This window comes from Corallococcus sp. CA049B (assembly GCF_003611685.1).
In the GTDB taxonomy this organism is placed as follows: domain Bacteria; phylum Myxococcota; class Myxococcia; order Myxococcales; family Myxococcaceae; genus Corallococcus; species Corallococcus coralloides.
In genome coordinates this window covers 1-18,806 of sequence record NZ_RAWC01000182.1, presented here as the reverse complement: position 1 = coordinate 18,806, position 18,806 = coordinate 1, and the positions used below count along the sequence as shown (strand labels likewise).

The window sequence follows — 18,806 nt, the reverse complement described above, 5'->3', positions numbered from 1 at the left end:
GCTCCAGCACGGCCACGTCGAGTGCGCCCTCCAGGCGCACCGCCATGGGGACGTTGAAGAGCGAGGTGCCGGGCTGAAGCTGATCAATGAACCAGAGGCGCTGCTGGGCGAAGGAGAGGGGCAGGGGACGCGAGCGGTCCTGCACCGGGATGAGGCCCTGGGCGGAGTTGCCGGCGACGGCCTTTTGCGCGGCCATCTTCTTGAGCAACTCGGCGCGCTTCTCCGGTGAGAGGTTGGCGATCCGCTTCGACAGCTCGTTGCTCATCTCGTGTACTCCGCACTCGGGGAATGCCATTGCGCACGAGCACCACCCGGGCCGGTGGTCCTCGTGAAGTCTCAGACTGCTGTTGTTGCTGGATTGCCGTCCTGAGCCGCTCTCACGGGGGAAGCGCGGCGGTGGGCAAATTCGCGATGGTTACATTATTCCGTATCGACATGACGTGTCATGAGGCCGACACGGCGCTCCTGGGCCACAACCCGGGGATGAATAATTCCCTGTGTTTACAGCCCTCATCTTAGGAGGGGGCTCTGACGTCGGTGTGCCCCTCGACCGCAAAAGCCGGATCTCAGGGTCGGAGACCCCGCGAGTTGGGGCCATCCACGAGCCGGGCGACGCGAACCATACGACTCGTTTGGTTTCCTGGAGATGTATCCCCGCGCCGGGACGATCAGGCGCGGGGCGGACGGGATTCAGCTTCCCGTGGGCGCGGGGGCCTCGCGGGCGAGGACCTGGCGCAGCCGTTCCTCGATGGGCGCGAGGTGAGAGTCCTGCAGCAGCTCATGATGGCTGCCGGGGACGTCGTGCACCTCCAGGCCGCCGCGGACGAGGGGCTCCCAGCCGCGATGACGTGGGAGCTCGGCCGCGGCCTCGCTGGCGCTCAGGAGCAGGGCGGTGCCGTCGTACGGCCGGGGCACGTACTTCTCCTGCGCGAAGAGGTTGGCCTGGAAGACGCGGAAGAGGGCCCGCAGCTGTGCGGCCCCTGAGTGCGCGTCGAGGATGCGCGCCCGGACTCCTTCGTGGAGCAGGTGGTCCAGCATCGCCTCGTCGTCGCCTTGTGCCAGCGCTTCGGCCGAGACGGAGAGCTCCTGGCCGAAGGCGGTGGCCGTGGTCTGGGCGAAGGCGATCCTCACTCGGGCCTCGGAAGAGAAGTGGGGCTCTGTCTCGGAAGGTGGCGTGATGCCGGGCGCGTGGGCGTCGATGAGCACGAGCAGCTCCACGGCTTCGCCCGCCTCGCGCAGGCGACGGGCCATCTCGTAGGCGATGACGCCGCCGAGGGACCAGCCTCCCAGCTGGTAGGGACCCTGCGGCTGCACCGTGCGGATGGCTTCGATGTAGAGGGCGGCCATCTCTTCGATGGACTCGACGACGGGGCGTCCGTCGAGGCCGCGCGACTGGAGGCCGTAGACAGGCAGTGACGGCCCCAGCCTGCGCGCCAGCTCCGAGTAGGCCAGGACGTTGCCGCCGCCGGGGTGGACGAGGAAGAGCGGGCGGTGTCCAGGCGCTCCGCGCTCCAGGGGAACGAGGGGCGTCCAGGCCTGCGAGTCGTCGCGGAGCACCTGCGCGAGCTGCTCGACGGTGGGCTGCTGGAAGAGGACGGAGAGTGGGAGGCTGAGCCCGAGACGCTCGCGGATGGACGCGAGCATGCGCACGGCGAGCAGGGAGTGACCGCCCAGTTCGAAGAAGCTGGAGCGGACGCCGACGGAGCGGACGCCGAGGATGTCCTCCCAGATGCGGGCGAGCTGCATCTCGAGCGCATCGCGGGGCGCGACGAAGTCCCGGGCTTCGATGACGTGCGCATCGGGTTCGGGCAGGGCCTTGCGGTCGACCTTGCCGTTGGAGTTGAGGGGCAGGGCGTCGAGGACGAGGACCGCGGTGGGGACCATGTACTCCGGCAGCTGCTGCCGGAGGAGGGCCTTGAGTGCCTCGGAGTCGAGCGAATGGCCGTCGCGAGCGGTGACGTAGGCGACGAGGCGCTTGTCGGCGGCCTCACCCCTGGCGACGACGACGGCATCCTTGAGGCCCTGGGCGCGACGGAGCGCGGCTTCGATTTCACCCAGTTCGATGCGGAAGCCACGCACCTTCACCTGGAAGTCGATGCGGCCGAGGTACTCCAGCCGCCCATCCAGGCGGTAACGGACGCGGTCACCCGTGCGGTACATGCGGCCACCCGGAGGGCCGTAGGGCTCCGGGACGAAGCGCTCCGCCGTGAGCTCCGGACGCAGCAGGTAGCCGCGCGCCTGACCTTCGCCGGCAAGGTACAGCTCGCCCGCCACGCCCACGGGCACTGGCTGCAACGAAGCATCCAGCACGTAGGCGCGCGTCGCGGGCAGGGGCCTGCCGATGAGCGGCACTTCGTCACGACCGACGAGGGAGGCGGTGGAATAGGTGGTGTCTTCGGAAGGGCCGTAGAGGTTGAAGAGCTTCTGCACCGTCGGGACGGAGTAGACCTGCTTGGCGAGCGTCTCCGGCAGGGCTTCGCCCGCGAGGTTGATGACGCGCACGGAAGGCGGCACCGCGCCCAGACGCAGCAGCTGCGCCATGGCGGAGGGCACGGTGTTGACGAGGGTGACGTGAGAAGCCGTCGGCAGCTCCGCCAGGTGCAGCGCGTTGCGCGCCACCACCACCGCTCCGCCACTGGAGAGCGGAGCGAAGAGTTCGAAGACGGAGAGGTCGAAGTTGAGGCTCGTCGCGGCGAGCGTCCCCTTCAACTCGGCGGGGGTGAACGTCTCCAATGCCCAGTGGAGGAAGGAGACGGCGTTACCGTGAGAGATGGCGACGCCCTTGGGCCGACCGGTGCTGCCGGAGGTGTAGATGAGGTAGGCGAGGTGTCCGGTGTGGAGGTCCACCACGGGCGCCGTGGTGGGCTGCCTCGCCAGTTCCTCATCCGCGTCGAGGCACACCGGCGTGGCGGTGGTCTCCGGCAGGGCCTGCAAGAGATGCGAATGCGCGACGAGGGCAGGACCCTGTGCGTCTTCGAGCAACCAGCCCAGGCGCTCACGCGGGTAGCTGGGGTCCAGCGGCACGTAGGCACCACCCGCCTTGAGGATGCCGAGGGCTCCGATGACCAGGTCTTCGGTGCGCTCGACGCACAGGCCGACGCGGACTTCGGGGCCGACGCCCAGTCCGCGCAGACGGTGGGCGAGTTGGTTCGCCTTCGTGTCCAGCTCCCGGTACGTCAGCTTCCGCTCGGGTGTGATGACAGCCAGCGCGTCCGGCGTGCGACGCACCTGGGCTTCCACCATCGCGGGGATGCTGGGCTCGCGCGTCGTCTGCGAGGCAGGGGGATTCCACTCGACGAGGAGCTGCTGACGCTCCGTGCCGGTGAGCAGCGGTAGATCCCCGAGTCGTGACTCGGGCTTCGTCGCGATGGCCTCCAGCAAGACGCCGAAGTGTCCGGCCATGCGCTGGATGGTCGCCGCGTCGAACAGGTCCGTTGCGTACTCCAACGTGCCGACGAACCCGTCCCGGCCTTCAATCAAACCCAGGGAGAGATCGAACTTCGCGAAGTGGGCTTCCAGTGGCAGCGAGTGGAAGGACAGGCCGGGCAGGCGCAGCGCCTCACTCGGCGTGTTCTGCAGGACGAACATGGCCTGGAAGAGGGGGCTGCGGCTCAGGTCGCGCGTGGGCTGCACGGCTTCCACGAGCTTCTCGAATGGGACGTGCTGGTGCTCGAAGGCCGCGAAGGTCGTGCCTCGCACCTGGGTGAGCAGCTCGCGGAACGTCGCGCGAGGGTTCAGTTGGGCGCGCAGGACGAGCGTATTGACGAAGAAGCCGATGAGACCTTCGGTCTCCGCCTGGGTGCGGCCGGCGATGGGCGACCCCACGCTGATGTCGTCCTGGCCCGCGTAGCGCGACAGGAGCACCTGGAACGCCGCGAGTAGCACCATGAACGGCGTGGCGCCCTCTCGCTGCGCCAGGGTCTTGAGTGCGTGAGCGACGTCCGCGGGGATGCGCACGTCCACCGTGGCACCCCGGTGCGACTGCACGGGTGGCCGAGGGCGGTCCGTGGGCAGCTCCAGCGCGGCGGGGGCTCCGGAGAGCTGCTGCTTCCAGTAGCGGAGCTGCGCGTCCAGGACTTCTCCCTGGAGCCAGTTCCGCTGCCACGCCGCGAAGTCCGCGTACTGCACGGGCAGCGGCGTGAGGCCGGGCTCCTTGCCGTCATGGAACGCGGCGTACAGCGAGATGAGCTCGCGGACGAGCACGCCCATGGACCAGCCGTCGGAGACGATGTGGTGCATCGTCACCAGCAGCAGGTGCGAGTCCTCGCGCAGCCGCACCAGCGCGCTGCGCAGCAGGGGGCCCGTGGCGAGGCGGAAGGGACGCCGGGCCTCCGCGTCGGCCAGCTTCCGAGCCTCCTTCTCCCGCTCATCCTCGGGCAGCGAGGAGAGGTCCATGAGCGGCAGCGCCCATTCCGCCGGAGCCTGGATCCGCTGCGTGGGCTGACCCTGCTGCTCGTGGAAGGTGGTGCGCAGGGCTTCGTGACGGGTGACGAGCGCCTCGAAGGCACGGCGCAGGGCTTCCACGTCCAGGTGGCCCGAGAGCTGGAGCGCGGCCGGGAGATTGTAGGACGCATCCTCCGGCTGGAGCTGATCCAGCAACCACAGCCGCTGCTGCGCGAAGGACAACGGCAACGGGCCGTCGTGCGTGGTTCGGGTGAGCTTCGGAGCCTGGGTGCTCGTGCTCCCGTGCAGTCGCCCGGCGAGCGCCTCCACGGTGGGGGACTCGAAGAGGGCTCGAAGGGGCAGCTCCACACCCAGCTCCGTGCGCACGCGGGACACCACCTGCGTGGCCAGTAGCGAGTGGCCACCCAGCTCGAAGAAGGAGTCCTTCACGCCCACCTGGGGCAGGCGGAGGACTTCGGCCCAGATGGCGGCCAGCTTCGCTTCGGCCTCCGTGCGAGGCGCTTCGTAGGTGCTGCCGGACTGAGGTGCTTCCGGCTCCGGCAGGGCCTTGCGGTCGACCTTGCCGTTGGAGTTGAGGGGCAGGGCCTCCAGCACCACGAAGGTGGTGGGAACCATGTACTCAGGGAGGCCCCGACGCAGATGCGCCTTGAGGGCTTCCAACTCCAGCGAGGCATTCGCCTTGGGCGTGACGTAGGCGACGAGGCGCTTGTCGGCGGCCTCACCCTTGGCGACGACGACGGCATCCTTGAGGCCTGGAGAGCGACGGAGCGCGGTTTCGATTTCGCCCAGCTCGATGCGGAAGCCACGCACCTTCACCTGGAAGTCGATGCGGCCGAGGTACTCCAGCCGCCCGTCCAGGCGGTAACGGACGCGGTCACCCGTGCGGTACATGCGGCCACCCGGAGGGCCGTAGGGCTCGGGAACGAAGCGCTCCGCGGTGAGCTCCGGACGCAGCAGGTAGCCGCGCGCCTGACCTTCGCCGGCAAGGTACAGCTCGCCCGCCACGCCCACGGGCACTGGCTGCAACGAAGCATCCAGCACGTAGGCGCGCGTCGCGGGCAGCGGGCGGCCAATGAGAGGCACTTCGTCACGCCCGACAAGGGAGGCGGTGGAGTAGGTGGTGTCCTCCGACGGGCCGTAGAGGTTGAAGAGCTTCTGCACCGTCGGGACGGAGTAGACCTGCTTGGCGAGTGTCTCCGGCAGGGCTTCGCCCGCGAGGTTGATGACGCGCACGGAAGGCGGCACCGCGCCCAGGCGCAGCAGCTGCGCCATGGCGGAAGGCACGGTGTTGACGAGGGTGACGTGAGAAGCCGTCGGCAGCTCCGCCAGGTGCAGCGCGTTGCGCGCCACCACCACCGCTCCGCCACTGGAGAGCGGAGCGAAGAGTTCGAAGACGGAGAGGTCGAAGTTGAGGCTCGTCGCGGCGAGCGTCCCCTTCAGCTCCGCGGGGGTGAACGTCTCCAAGGCCCAGTGGAGGAAGGAGACGGCGTTACCGTGAGAGATGGCGACGCCCTTGGGGCGGCCGGTGCTGCCGGAGGTATAGATGAGGTAGGCGAGGTGGCCCGGGTGGATGTCCACCACAGGAGCCGTCGTCGGCTGCTTCGCCAGCTCCGCGTCCGAGTCGAGGCACACCGGCGTGGCGGTGGTCTCCGGCAGGGCCTGCAAGAGATGCGAATGCGCGACGAGGGCAGGACCCTGTGCGTCTTCGAGCAACCAGCCCAAGCGCTCACGCGGGTAGCTGGGGTCCAGCGGCACATAGGCACCACCGGCCTTGAGGATGCCGAGGGCTCCGATGACGAGGTCTTCGGTGCGCTCGACGCACAGTCCGACGCGGACTTCGGGGCCGACGCCCAGTCCGCGCAGACGGTTTGCGAGCTGGTTCGCCTTCGCATCCACCTCGCGGTACGTCAGCTGCCGCTCGGGTGTGATGACAGCCAGCGCGTCCGGCGTGCGGCGCACCTGGGCTTCCACCATCGCGGGGATGCTGGGCTCACGAATCGTAAGTGCCGCTTCCGGATTCCACTCGACGAGGAGTTGCTGTCGCTCCGAGTCGGTGAGCAGTGGCAGGTCACCCAGCCGGGTGTCCGGCTTCGATGCGATGGCCTCCAGCAGCACGCCGAAGTGTCCGGCCATGCGCTGCACGGTCACCGCGTCGAACAGGTCCGTCGCGTACTCCAGCGTGCCGACCAGTCCTGCTTGAACCTCCTGCAGGGCAAGCGAGAGGTCGAACTTGGCGGAGTGGGCTTCCAGCGGCAGCGCCTGGAAGGCGAGGCCCGGCAGGCGCAGTGCCTCATTCGGCGTGTTCTGCAGGACGAACATGGCCTGGAACAGCGGACTGCGGCTCAGGTCGCGCGCGGGCTGCACGGCTTCGACGAGCTTCTCGAACGGCACGTGCTGATGCTCGAAGGCCGCGAAGGTCGTGCCCCGCACCTGGGCCAGCAGCTCGCGGAACGTCGCGCGAGGATTCAGCTGGGCGCGGAGGACGAGCGTGTTGACGAAGAAGCCGATGAGCCCTTCGGTCTCCGCCTGCGTGCGGCCCGCGATGGGCGTACCCACGCTGACGTCATCCTGCGCGGAGTAGCGCGACAACAGCACCTGGAACGCCGCCAGGAGCGTCATGAACGGCGTGGCGCCTTCTCGCTGCGCCAGGGCCTTGAGCGCGCGGGAGACGTTCTCAGGGATGCGCACCTCCACCGTGGCGCCCCGGCGCGACTGCACGGGCGGGCGCGGCCGGTCCGTGGGCAGCTCCAACGCCGCGGGAGCTCCGGAGAGCTGCTGCTTCCAGTAGCGGAGCTGCGCCTCCAGGATCTCCCCCTGGAGCCAGTCGCGCTGCCGCGTCGCGAAGTCCGCGTACTGCACCGGCAGTGGCGCGAGGGCCGGCGTGCTGCCCGTGCTCATGGCCTCGTAGAAGGCCGCCATCTCGCGGACGAGGATGCCCATGGACCAGCCGTCGGAGATGATGTGGTGCATCGTCAGCAGCAGCAGGTGCGAGTCGCCTCCCAGTCGCACCAGGGTGCTGCGCAGCAGCGGCCCCCTGGCGAGGTCGAACGGTCGTCGCGCTTCCTCGTTGGCCAGCCGTCGAGCCTCTTCCTGTCGCTGAGCCTCGGGCCGCGAAGAGAGGTCCACGAGCGGCAGCGTCCACCCGCTGGCTGCGTGGATGATCTGGATGGGCTGGTCCTGGTGCTCGTGGAAGGTGGTGCGCAGGGCTTCGTGGCGCTGGACGAGCGCCTCGAAGGCGCGGCGCAGAGCTTCCACGTCCAGGTGCCCGGAGAGCTGAAGCGCGGTGGGGATGTTGTAGGACGCGTCCCCCGGCTGGAGCTGATCCAACAGCCATAGCCGCTGCTGCGCGAAGGACAGCGGCCTGGGACCGTCATGAGTGACGCGAGTGAACTTCGGAGCCTGGGCACTCGTGCTCCCGTGCAGCCGCCCGGCGAGTGCCTCCACGGTGGAGGACTCGAAGAGCGCGCGCAGGGGGAGTTCGACATTGAACTCGGCGCGCACGCGGGACACCACCTGCGTGGCCAGCAGTGAGTGTCCACCCAGTTCGAAGAAGGAATCCTTCACGCCCACCTGGGGCAGGCGGAGGACCTCCGCCCAGATGGCGGCCAGCTTCGCTTCGGCTGCCGTGCGAGGCGCTTCGTAGGTGCTGCCTGCCTGCGGCGCCTCTGGCTCCGGCAGGGCCTTGCGGTCGACCTTGCCGTTGGAGTTGAGGGGCAGTGCGTCCAGCACCACGAAGGTGGTGGGCACCATGTACTCAGGCAGTCCCTGACGCAGATGCGTCCTGAGGGCTTCCACCTCCAGCGAGGCATTCGCCTTGGGCGTGACGTAGGCGACGAGGCGCTTGTCGGCGGCCTCACCCTTGGCGACGACGACGGCATCCTTGAGGCCCGGCGCACGACGGAGCGCGGCTTCGATTTCACCCAGCTCGATGCGGAAGCCACGCACCTTCACCTGGAAGTCGATGCGGCCGAGGTACTCCAGGCGTCCGTCCATGCGGTAACGGACGCGGTCACCCGTGCGGTACACGCGGCCACCCGGAGGGCCGTAGGGCTCGGGAACGAAGCGCTCCGCCGTGAGTTCCGGACGCAGCAGGTATCCACGCGCCTGGCCTTCGCCCGCGAGGTACAGCTCGCCGGCCACGCCCACGGGCACTGGCTGCAACGAAGCATCCAGCACGTAGGCGCGCGTGGCGGGCAGGGGCCTGCCGATGAGAGGCACTTCGTCACGACCGACGAGGGAAGCGGTGGAGTAGGTGGTGTCCTCGGAAGGCCCGTAGAGGTTGAAGAGCTTCTGCACCGTCGGGACGGCGTAGACCTGCTTGGCGAGTGTCTCCGGCAGGGCTTCGCCCGCGAGGTTGATGACGCGCACGGAAGGCGGCACCGCGCCCAGACGCAGCAGCTGCGCCATGGCGGAGGGCACGGTGTTGACGAGGGTGACGTGAGAAGCCGTCGGCAGCTCCGCCAGGTGCAGCGCGTTGCGTGCCACCACCACCGCACCACCGCTGCTCAGCGGAGCGAAGAGTTCGAAGACGGAGAGGTCGAAGTTGAGGCTCGTCGCGGCGAGGGTGCCCTTCAATTCCTCGGCAGAGAACGTAGCAAGCGCCCAGTGGAGGAACGCCACCGCGTTGCCATGGGAGATGGCGACGCCCTTGGGACGACCGGTGCTGCCAGAGGTGTAGATGAGGTAGGCGAGGTGTCCGGCGTGAATGTCCACCACAGGCGCCGTCGTCGGCTGCTTCGCCAGCTCCGCGTCCGAGTCGAGGCACACCGGCGTGGCGGTGGTCTCCGGCAGGGCCTGCAAGAGATGCGAATGGGCCACGAGGGCGGGACCCTGGGCGTCCTCCAACAGCCAGCCCAAGCGCTCACGCGGGTAGCTGGGGTCCAACGGCACGTAGGCGCCACCGGCCTTGAGGATGCCGAGAACCCCGATGAGCAGGTCTTCAGTGCGCTCGACGCAGAGGCCGACGCGGACTTCGGGCCCGACACCCAGGCCGCGCAGGCGGTGGGCGAGCTGGTTCGCCTTCGCATCCAGCTCGCGGTACGTCAGCTTCCGTTCGGGCGTGATGACAGCCAGCGCATCCGGCGTGCGGCGCACCTGCGCCTCGACCATCGCGGGTATGCTGGGCTCACGCGGCGTCTGTGAGGCTGGGGGATTCCATTCGATGAGGAGTTGCTGGCGCTCCGTGCCGGTGAGCAGCGGCAGGTCACCCAATCGGGTGTCCGGCTTCGATGCGATGGCCTCCAGCAGCACGCCGAAGTGTCCGGCCATGCGCTGCACGGTCGCCGCGTCGAACAGGTCCGTTGCGTACTCCAGCGTGCCCGTGATGCCCGTGGGGGACTCCCTCAGTCCCAGGGAGAGGTCGAACTTCGCGGAGCGGGTCTCCAGCGGCAGCGTCCGCATGGACAGCCCCGGCAGGCGCAGATCTTCAGCCGGCATGTTCTGCAGGACGAACATGGCCTGGAACAACGGATTGCGGCTCAGGTCGCGCGTGGGCTGCACGGCCTCCACGAGCTTCTCGAAGGGCAGGTGCTGATGGTCGTAGGCCGCGAGCGTCGTGCCGCGCACCTGGACCAGCAACTCTCGGAACGTCGAGCGCGGATCCACGTGGGCGCGCAGGACGAGCGTGTTGACGAAGAAGCCGATGAGCCCTTCGGTCTCCGCCTGGGTGCGGCCGGCGATGGGTGAACCCACGCTGATGTCATCCTGCGCGGAGTAGCGCGACAGGAGCACCTGGAACGCGGCCAGGAGCGTCATGAAGGGCGTGGCGCCTTCCCGCTGGGCCAGGGCCTTGAGGGCCTCCACGAGGGGGACGGGAATCCGCACCTCCACCGTGGCGCCCCGGTGCGACTGCACGGGCGGACGCGGACGGTCCGTGGGCAGCTCCAGCGCCGCCGGCGCACCGGCCAACCGCTGCTTCCAGTAACCCAGCTGCGCGTCCAGGACCTCTCCCTGGAGCCAGCTCCGCTGCCACGTCGCGAAGTCCGCGTACTGCACCGGCAGCGGCGCGAGGGCCGGCGTGCTGCCCGTGGTGAAGGCCTCGTAGAAGGCGGCCATCTCGCGCACGAGGACGCCCATGGACCAGCCGTCGGAGATGACGTGGTGCATGGTCACCAGCAGCACGTGCTCCTCCGTTCCCAGGCGCACCAGCAGCCCGCGCAGCAGCGGCCCCGTGGCGAGCTGGAACGGACGGCGGGCCTCCTCGGCCACGATGCGCCGGGCTTCTTCCTCGCGCTGCTCCTGGGGCAGCGCGCTCAGATCGGCGACGGGCAGCTCCCACGCCGCGGAGGGGTGGACTCGCTGCGACGGCGCCTCGTGGGACGCGGCGAGCGTGGTGCGCAGGGATTCGTGGCGGGCGATCAGCGCCTCGAAGGCGCGGCGCAGCGCCTCCACGTCCACCCGGCCTGACAGCCGCAGCGCGGTGGGGACGTTGTACGACGAATCGCCGGGCTGGAGCTGATCCAACAGCCACAGGCGCTGCTGGGCGAAGGAGAGCGGCAGGGCCCCCTCGCGGGACACGGGCCGCAGCGGCGGCGCACGAAGCGCGGAGGACGGGGCCTCCTCGAGCCTCGGCGCGAGGGCTTCGACGGTGGGCGCTCCGAACAGGGCTCGCAGCGGCAGCTCCACGCCGAACGTGGCGCGCACGCGCGAGACGAGCTGGGTGGCCAGCAGGGAGTGGCCCCCCAGGGCGAAGAAGTCGTCGTGGATGCCCACGCGCTCGACGCGGAGCACTTCCGCGAAGAGGGCCGCGAGCTGCGCCTCGGTGGCGGTGCGCGGCGCGACGAAGGAGGCCGCGCGCGGTGCGTCCCCCGGTTCGGGCAGGGCCTTGCGGTCCACCTTGCCGTTGGCGTTGAGGGGCAGGGCCTCCAGGACCAGGAGCGAGGCGGGCACCATGTACTCCGGCAGCCGCTGCCGCAGGTGGACCCTCAGCGCCTCCACGTCCAAGGCGTGGCCTTCGTGCGCGCTGAGATAGCCGATGAGGCGCTTGTCCGCGTCCGAGCCCCGGGCCACGACGACGGCCTCGTTGACGCCCGGGAAGGCGCGCAGGGCGGCTTCGATTTCACCCAGCTCGATGCGGAAGCCGCGCACCTTCACCTGGAAGTCGACGCGGCCCAGGAAGTCGAGCGTGCCGTCCTCCCGCCAGCGGGCCTTGTCTCCCGTGCGGTAGAGCCGCTCGCCCGGAGTGGCGGCGAAGGGGTGCGGAACGAAGCGCTCCGCGGTCAGGTCCGGACGGTGCAGGTAGCCCCATGCGAGGCCGGGGCCGCCCACGTACACCTCGCCCGCGACGCCCACGGGCACTGGATGCAGGTTCGCATCGAACACATAGGCGGTGGAGTTCGGGATGGGCCGGCCGATGGGAACGGGACCCGCCACGCGCATGTCGCGGTGCAACGGCAGCGTGGTGGAGAAGGTCGTGTTCTCCGTCGGGCCGTAGGCGTGAATCAGCGTTGCCCCCTCGGCGAGGCGGGGGAGGTGATCGCGCAGGCGCGACCAGGGCATCACGTCTCCGCCCGCGAGGACCTGGCGCACCTCCGCCAGGACTTCGCCTTGGTGCAGGGCCATCTGCTCGAAGAGGGCGGTGGTGAGCCACAGCGACGTCACACGGTGGCGGCGCAGCTGCTCGGCCAGTTCTTCCAGCGACAGGGCATGGGGCGGAGCGAGGATGAGCTTCGCGCCGTGCAGCAGCGCGCCCCAGATTTCGAGCGTGGAGGCGTCGAAGGCAACAGGGGCCGCCTGGAGCCACACCTCGTCGGGCCCGAAGCGCATGAAGGTGCTGCCGAGCACCAGGCGGGTGATGCCCCGGTGGGGCACGCTGACGCCCTTGGGGCGGCCTGTGGAGCCCGAGGTGAACATGACGTAGGCGAGGGACTCGCCCTCCACGGGGACGTCGGGCGCGTGCGTGGGCAGCGTGGCCAGGACGTCCTGCTGCGTGTCCAGCCAGACGCGGGTGCCGGAGGCGGGCAGCTTGGAGGCGAAGGGCTGATGCGTGAGGACCACGCCGACGTGCGCGTCCTCCAGCAGCATCGCGATGCGCTCCACGGGCGCATTGCGGTCCACCGGGATGAAGGCGGCGCCCGCCTTGAGGATGGCGAGGAGCGCCGTCACCATCTCGAAGGAGCGCTCGATGGCGAGGCCCACTCGCGCACCAGGAGCGATGCCCAGGCTGCGCAGGTGATGGGCGAGCTGGTTGGCGCGGGCTTCGAGCTGGGCGTACGTCAGTGTCTCCTCTCCCTGCACCAAGGCGACAGCGTGAGGCGTGCGCTGCGCCTGTTGGGAGAAGTGGACGTGGACGGGGACGTCCATGGGGCTGGGGACGGTGGTGTCGTTCCAGTCGACGAGGATGCGCTGGCGCTCCTCGTGGGAGAGCAGCGGCAGCCCGGCCATGGACTGCTCGGGCGTGGTGGCCACGGCCTCCAGCAGGGTCCGCAGGTGGCGGGCCATCCGCTCCACCGTGCCCTGCTTGAACAACGCCGTGCTGTACTCCAGCCAGCCCACGAAGCCCTGGGGCGAGTCCTGCAACGTCAGGGTGAGGTCGAACTTGGCGGAGCGCGCTTCGGCGGCCACCTGCCGGAAGGTGAGGCCCGGGACGCGCAGGTCCTCCATGGGCGCGTTCTGCAGGGCGAACATCACCTGGAACAGCGGGCTGCGGCTTGCGTCCCGCGCGGGCTGCACGGCTTCGACGAGCTTCTCGAAGGGCAGGTGCTGGTGCTCGTACGCCGCGAGCGTCGTGCCGCGCACCTGGGCCAGCAGCTCCCGGAACGTGGCCCGGGGCTCCACGCGAGCGCGCAGGACGAGCGTGTTGACGAAGAAGCCGATGAGGCCCTCGGTCTCCGCCTGGGTGCGGCCCGCGATGGGCGAACCCACGCTCACGTCGTCCTGGCCGGAGTAGCGCGCCAGGAGCAGCTGCCAGGCCGCGAGCAGCACCATGAAGGGCGTGGCCCCCTCGCGCCCGGCCAGGGCCTTGAGGGCCGCGGACGTCTCCCGTGGAATCCGGACGGCGAGGGACGTGCCCGCGTGGGACTGGATGGACGGGCGCGGATGATCCGTGGGCAGCTCCAACGCGGCGGGAGCCCCCGCGAGCTGCTGCTTCCAGTAGGCGAGCTGGGTCTCCAGCGTTTCGCCCTGGAGCCACTGGCGCTGCCGCTCCGCGAAGTCCGCGTACTGCACGGGCAGCGGGGCGAGCGCGGGCGGCTGGCCGGCGCTGAACGCTTCATAGAAGGCGACCAGGTCGCGCACGAGCACGCCCATGGACCAGCCGTCGGAGATGATGTGGTGCATCGTCACGAGCAACAGGTGCTCTTCGGCCGCCAGCCGCACGAGCGCGGTGCGCAGCAGCGGGCCCGTCTCCAGATGGAAGGGCTGGTGTGCCTCTTCCTCGACCTTGCGCCAGGCTTCGGCTTCACGCTCCGCGTCGGGCAGCGCGGAAAGGTCCATGAGCGGCAAGGCCCAGGTGGCCGGAGCGTGGACGTGCTGGGCGGCCTGCCCCTGGACTTCGTGGACGGTGGTGCGAAGGGAGTCGTGACGGGCGACCAGTGCTTCGAAGGCACGGCGCAACGACTCCACGTCCACCGGGCCCGTCAGCCGGAGCGCCGTGGGGATGTTGTACGACGCGTCTCCCGGCGTGAGCTGGTCGAGGAACCAGAGGCGCTGCTGGGCGAAGGACAGCGGTCGCGGGCCACTCGCGGAGGTCCGGGTGAGTGAAGGCAGGTGGAGGCCGGGTGTCCGTGCCCGGAGTCCCTCGGCGAGCGCGGCCACCGTGGGGGCTTCGAAGAGGGCCCGCAGCGGCAGCTCCACGCGGAAGGTGGAGCGCACGCGGGAGACGAGCTGGGTGGCCAGCAGCGAGTGGCCACCCAGGGCGAAGAAGTCGTCGTGGATGCCCACGCGCTCCACGCGCAGCACCTGCGTGAAGAGGGCCGCGAGCTGCTCCTCGGCGGGAGTGCGCGGCGCGACGTAGGTGGACTCGAGCGCGGCTGCCTGGGGCGCGGGCAGGGCCTTGCGGTCCACCTTGCCGTTGGCGTTGAGCGGCAGGGACTCCAGCACCAGGAACGTGGAGGGCCGCATGTGCTCCGGCAGGAGCTGCTTGAGCCAGTCCTTGAGGACGTCCGCCGTCAGCGCGGAGCCCGTGCCCTCCGTGGGCACGACGTAGGCGACGAGCCGCTTGTCACCGGGGCTGTCCTCGCGCGCCAGCACCACGGCGGCGTGCACCTGGGGATGCTTGAGGAGCGCGGCTTCGATTTCGCCCAGCTCGATGCGGAAGCCGCGGACCTTCACCTGGAAGTCCGCGCGGCCCAGGTAGTCGAGCATCCCGTCCGCGCGCCAGCGCACCACGTCGCCCGTGCGGTAGAGGCGCGCGCCTGGGGTGGCGGAGAAGGCATCCGGGATGAAGCGGTCCGCCGTCAGGTCGGGGCGGTTGAGGTAGCCGCGCGCGACGCCCTCACCACCGAGGAAGAGCTCACCCGCGACGCCCACGGGCACCGGGCGAAGGGACTTGTCCAACACGTAGGCGCGGACGTTGGACAGGGGCCGGCCGATGGTGGGCGTGGGGGAGGCGTCGAAGGCGCAGGCGGTGGCGTCGACGGTGCACTCGGTGGGGCCGTAGACGTTGAAGGCGCGCAGGCGTGGGTGCTGGGCCAGGCGGCTCCACGTGCCGGGGTCCACCGCCTCACCCCCCACCAGCGCGCGCCGGGGGAGGACGTCCTTCTCCAGCAGGCCTTCATCCACCAGCATGCGCAGGTGCGCGGGCGAGCAATCGAGGACCTCCAGCGCGTCCTGCCCGATGCGCTTGACCAGCTCACCGGCATCCGCGCGGGCCTCTTCCGGGACGATGCAGAGGGTGTGGCCGTCGAGCACCTGGACGAGCTGCTGGACGGAGGCATCGAAGGACAGCGGGGCGTTGACGCTGACGCGCTCCGCTGCTCCCCGGCCCTGGTGCACGGTGCTGGCCAGCCCCTGCCGCAGGTTCATCACGGAGCGGTGCTGGATCATCACGCCCTTGGGACGACCGGTGCTGCCGGAGGTGTAGATGATGTAGGCCAGGTGCTCGGCGGAGACGACCACGCCGGGCGCTTCGCGGGACTCGGATGCGAACTCCTCCGCGTCCGGATCCAAGAGGACGACGTGGGCCGTGTTCTGGGGGAGCACGTCGCGCAAGCGTCGCTGGGTGAGCACCACGGGCGCGCCGGTGTCGGTGAGGACGTGGGCGAGCCACTCGCGCGGGTAGCGGAAGTCGAGGGGCACATATGCGCCGCCGGCCTTGAGGATGCCCAGGATTCCAACGAGCGCCTCCACGGAGCGCTCCACGCACAGCACGACGCGCACGTCGGGCCCGACGCCGAGCTTCACCAGCCGGTGCGCCAGTTGGTTGGCGCGCGCGTCCAGCTCCCGGAAGGTGAGCTGCTGGTCGCGGCAGATGACGGCCAGGGCCTCCGGCGTGCGAAGGGCCTGGGCCGTGAAGGCCTCGTGGAAGCAGGTGTCGCGAGCGAACTCCGCGTCCGTCCTGGTCCAGTCGACGAGGAGCTGCCGGCGCTCCGGAGCCGTGAGCAGGGGCAGCCCCGCGAGCGTCGAGTCCGGCCGAGCGGCGATGGCCTCCAGCAGCACGCCCAGGTGGCCCACCATGCGCTGGACGGTCGATGCATCGAAGAGATCGCTGCTGTACTCCAGCACGCCCATGAAGCCCTGAGGCGACTCCTGAAGCGTCAGGGACAGGTCGAACTTCGCGGAGTTCGATTCGAGCGGGAGCTGCTCGAAGGACAAACCCGGCACGCGAAGCGCATCCATGGGTGTGTTCTGCAGGGTGAACATCGCCTGGAAGAGCGCGCTGCGGCTCAGGTCGCGCACGGGCTGGAGGACCTCCACCAGCTTCTCGAAGGGCAGGTGCTGGTGCTCATAGGCCGCGAGCGTCGTGCCGCGCACCTGCGCCAGCAGCTCCCGGAAGGTCGCGCGGGGATCCACGTGGGCGCGGAGCACCAGCGTGTTGACGAAGAAGCCGATGAGGCCTTCGGTCTCCGCCTGGGTGCGGCCGGCGATGGGTGAGCCCACGCTGATGTCGTCCTGGCCGGAGTAGCGCGACAGGAGCACCTGGAAGGCGGAGAGCAGCAGCATGAAGGGCGTGGCGCCTTCTTGCCGGGCCAGGGCCTTGAGGGACTCGGAAACGGGCAATGCGAGCCGCACCTCCACCGTGGCGCCCCGGTGCGACTGCACGGGAGGGCGCGGGCGGTCCGTGGGCAGCTCCAGCGTGGCGGGAACCCCCGCGAGCTTCTCCTTCCAATAGGCGAGCTGGGTCTCCAGCGCTTCGCCCTGGAGCCAGCCCTGCTGCCATACGGCGAAATCCGCGTACTGCACGGGCAGCGGTGCGAGCGTGGGCGCTTGAGCCACGTGGACCGCCGCGTACAGGGCGGTCAGCTCGCGGACGAGCACGCCCATGGACCAGCCGTCCGAGACGATGTGGTGCATCGTCACCAGCAGCAGGTGCTCCGCGTCGCCCAGGCGCACCAGGGAGGTGCGAAGGAGCGGGCCCGCTTCCAGGTCGAAGGGACGGTGTGCCTCCAGGTTCGCGAGGCGACGCGCTTCTTCCTCCCGTTGAGGCTCGGGCAGGGAGGACACATCGAGCAGGGAGAGCGTCCACGTCGAAGGCGCGTGGATGCACTGGGCGGGCTGGCCCTGGTGCTGGACGAAGGTGGTGCGCAGCGTCTCATGCCGGGCGACGAGGGTCTCGAAGGCGCGGCGAAGGGACTCGACGTCCACGTGGCCCTTCAGCCGGAGGGCGGCGGGGATGTTGTACGCGGCGTTGCCAGGCTGGAGCTGATCCAACAGCCACAGGCGCTGCTGGGCGAAGGACAGCTGAGGCGGGCCTTCGTGTGCGATGCGGGTGAGGGGCGGCAGCCGCGTGCCAGCCGCCGTGAGCTGGAGGCGCTCCGCGAGTGCCTCGATGGTGGGAGCTTCGAAGAGGGCGCGGAGGGGCAACTCCACGTCCAGCGCCGCGCGCACGCGGGCCACCAGCTGCGTGGCGAGGAGCGAGTGGCCCCCCAGCTCGAAGAAGTTGTCCGTGCGGCCCACGGCGGGGACGCGCAGCACTTCGCTCCAGAGTGCGGCGAGCTTCTCCTCCAGCGGCGTCGCCGGGGCCTCGTAGGCGTGTGAAGCCCGGAGCGCGCTCGCGTCGGGAGCAGGGAGGGCCTTGCGGTCCACCTTGCCGTTGGACGTCAGGGGGAGCGCGTCCATGGGGACGAAGGCGGCAGGCACCATGTACTCGGGCAGGTGCTGCTTGAGGTGGGCGCGCAGGGCCGTGACGTCGAGGGCGTCACCGACGACGTAGGCGACGAGGCGCTTGTCGCCCGGGGAGTCCTCGCGGGCGAGCACGACTGCGTCCTTCACGGCCGGGGCGGCACGCAGCGCGTTCTCGACTTCGCCCAACTCGATGCGGAAGCCGCGCACCTTCACCTGGGCGTCGATGCGGCCCACGAAGTCCAGTTGGCCATCCGCGCGCCAGCGCACCACGTCGCCCGTGCGGTAGAGGCGAGCCCCCTCCTCACCGGACAATGCGTCCGGCACGAAGCGCTCGGCGGTGAGGCCCGGCCGTCCCGCGTACCCGCGCGCCACGCCCACGCCGCCGATGTGCAACTCACCGCGCACACCCACGGGGACGGGCTGCCCGTGCGTGTCCAACACATAGACGCGCACGTTCGCCAGCGGCTTGCCAATGGAGGGCACGTCCCCATCCGCCATCACCTCACCGAAGGTGGCGATGACGGTGGCTTCGGTGGGGCCGTAGGTGTTGAGCAGGCGCCGCCCCGGGGCCCAGCGTGCGACGACATCCGCGGGCAGGGCTTCGCCGCCGGAGATGACGGTGCGCACCTTGGGCAGCCCTTCGGAGGACGTGGCCGCCAGCGCCGCGGGGGTGAGGCTGACGACGCTCAACTCCTGCTCTCGCAGCAGCACGGGCAGCGGCGCGCCCGGCATCAGCTTCTCCAGCGGCGCCAACACCAGCGTGGCGCCGTTGCAGAGGGTGGTGAAAATCTCCTCCACGGAGAGGTCGAAGCTGAGGCTGGCGAACTGCAACACGCGGCTGCCGGGGCCAATGCCGTAGGCCACTGCCTCGTGGGTGACGAGGTTGGCCACGCTGCGGTGCTCCACCGCCGTGCCCTTGGGCGTGCCGGTGCTGCCCGAGGTGTAGAGCAGGTACGCCATGTTCGCGGGCGTCACGCCCGTCACGGGCGCATCCGTCGGCTCCTCCGCCAGCGACTCGCGCTCCGTATCCACGCAGAGCGCTCGGGCATGCAGGGCTTCGGGGAAGCGGTCCACGAGTGGCTGCTGGGTGACGAGCACCTGGGCCGCGCTGTCCTCCAGCATGAAGGCCAGGCGCTCGCGGGGCAGGAGCGGATCCACCGGCACCCAGGCACCACCGGCCT

Annotated in this window: 2 protein-coding genes; both read right to left on the bottom strand. The window is 70.1% G+C overall.

Going from position 1 to position 18,806, the window contains the following annotated elements; translation table 11 throughout:
- Positions 1 to 265 (bottom strand): condensation domain-containing protein (locus D7W82_RS29695; RefSeq protein WP_199727858.1); only part of this gene is annotated, 265 nt, incomplete at its 3' end.
- Between the two features lie 425 nt (positions 266 to 690).
- The coding region (locus D7W82_RS29690) for a non-ribosomal peptide synthetase (protein ID WP_120621561.1) at positions 691 to 18,806 on the bottom strand (18,116 nt) is incomplete at its 5' end.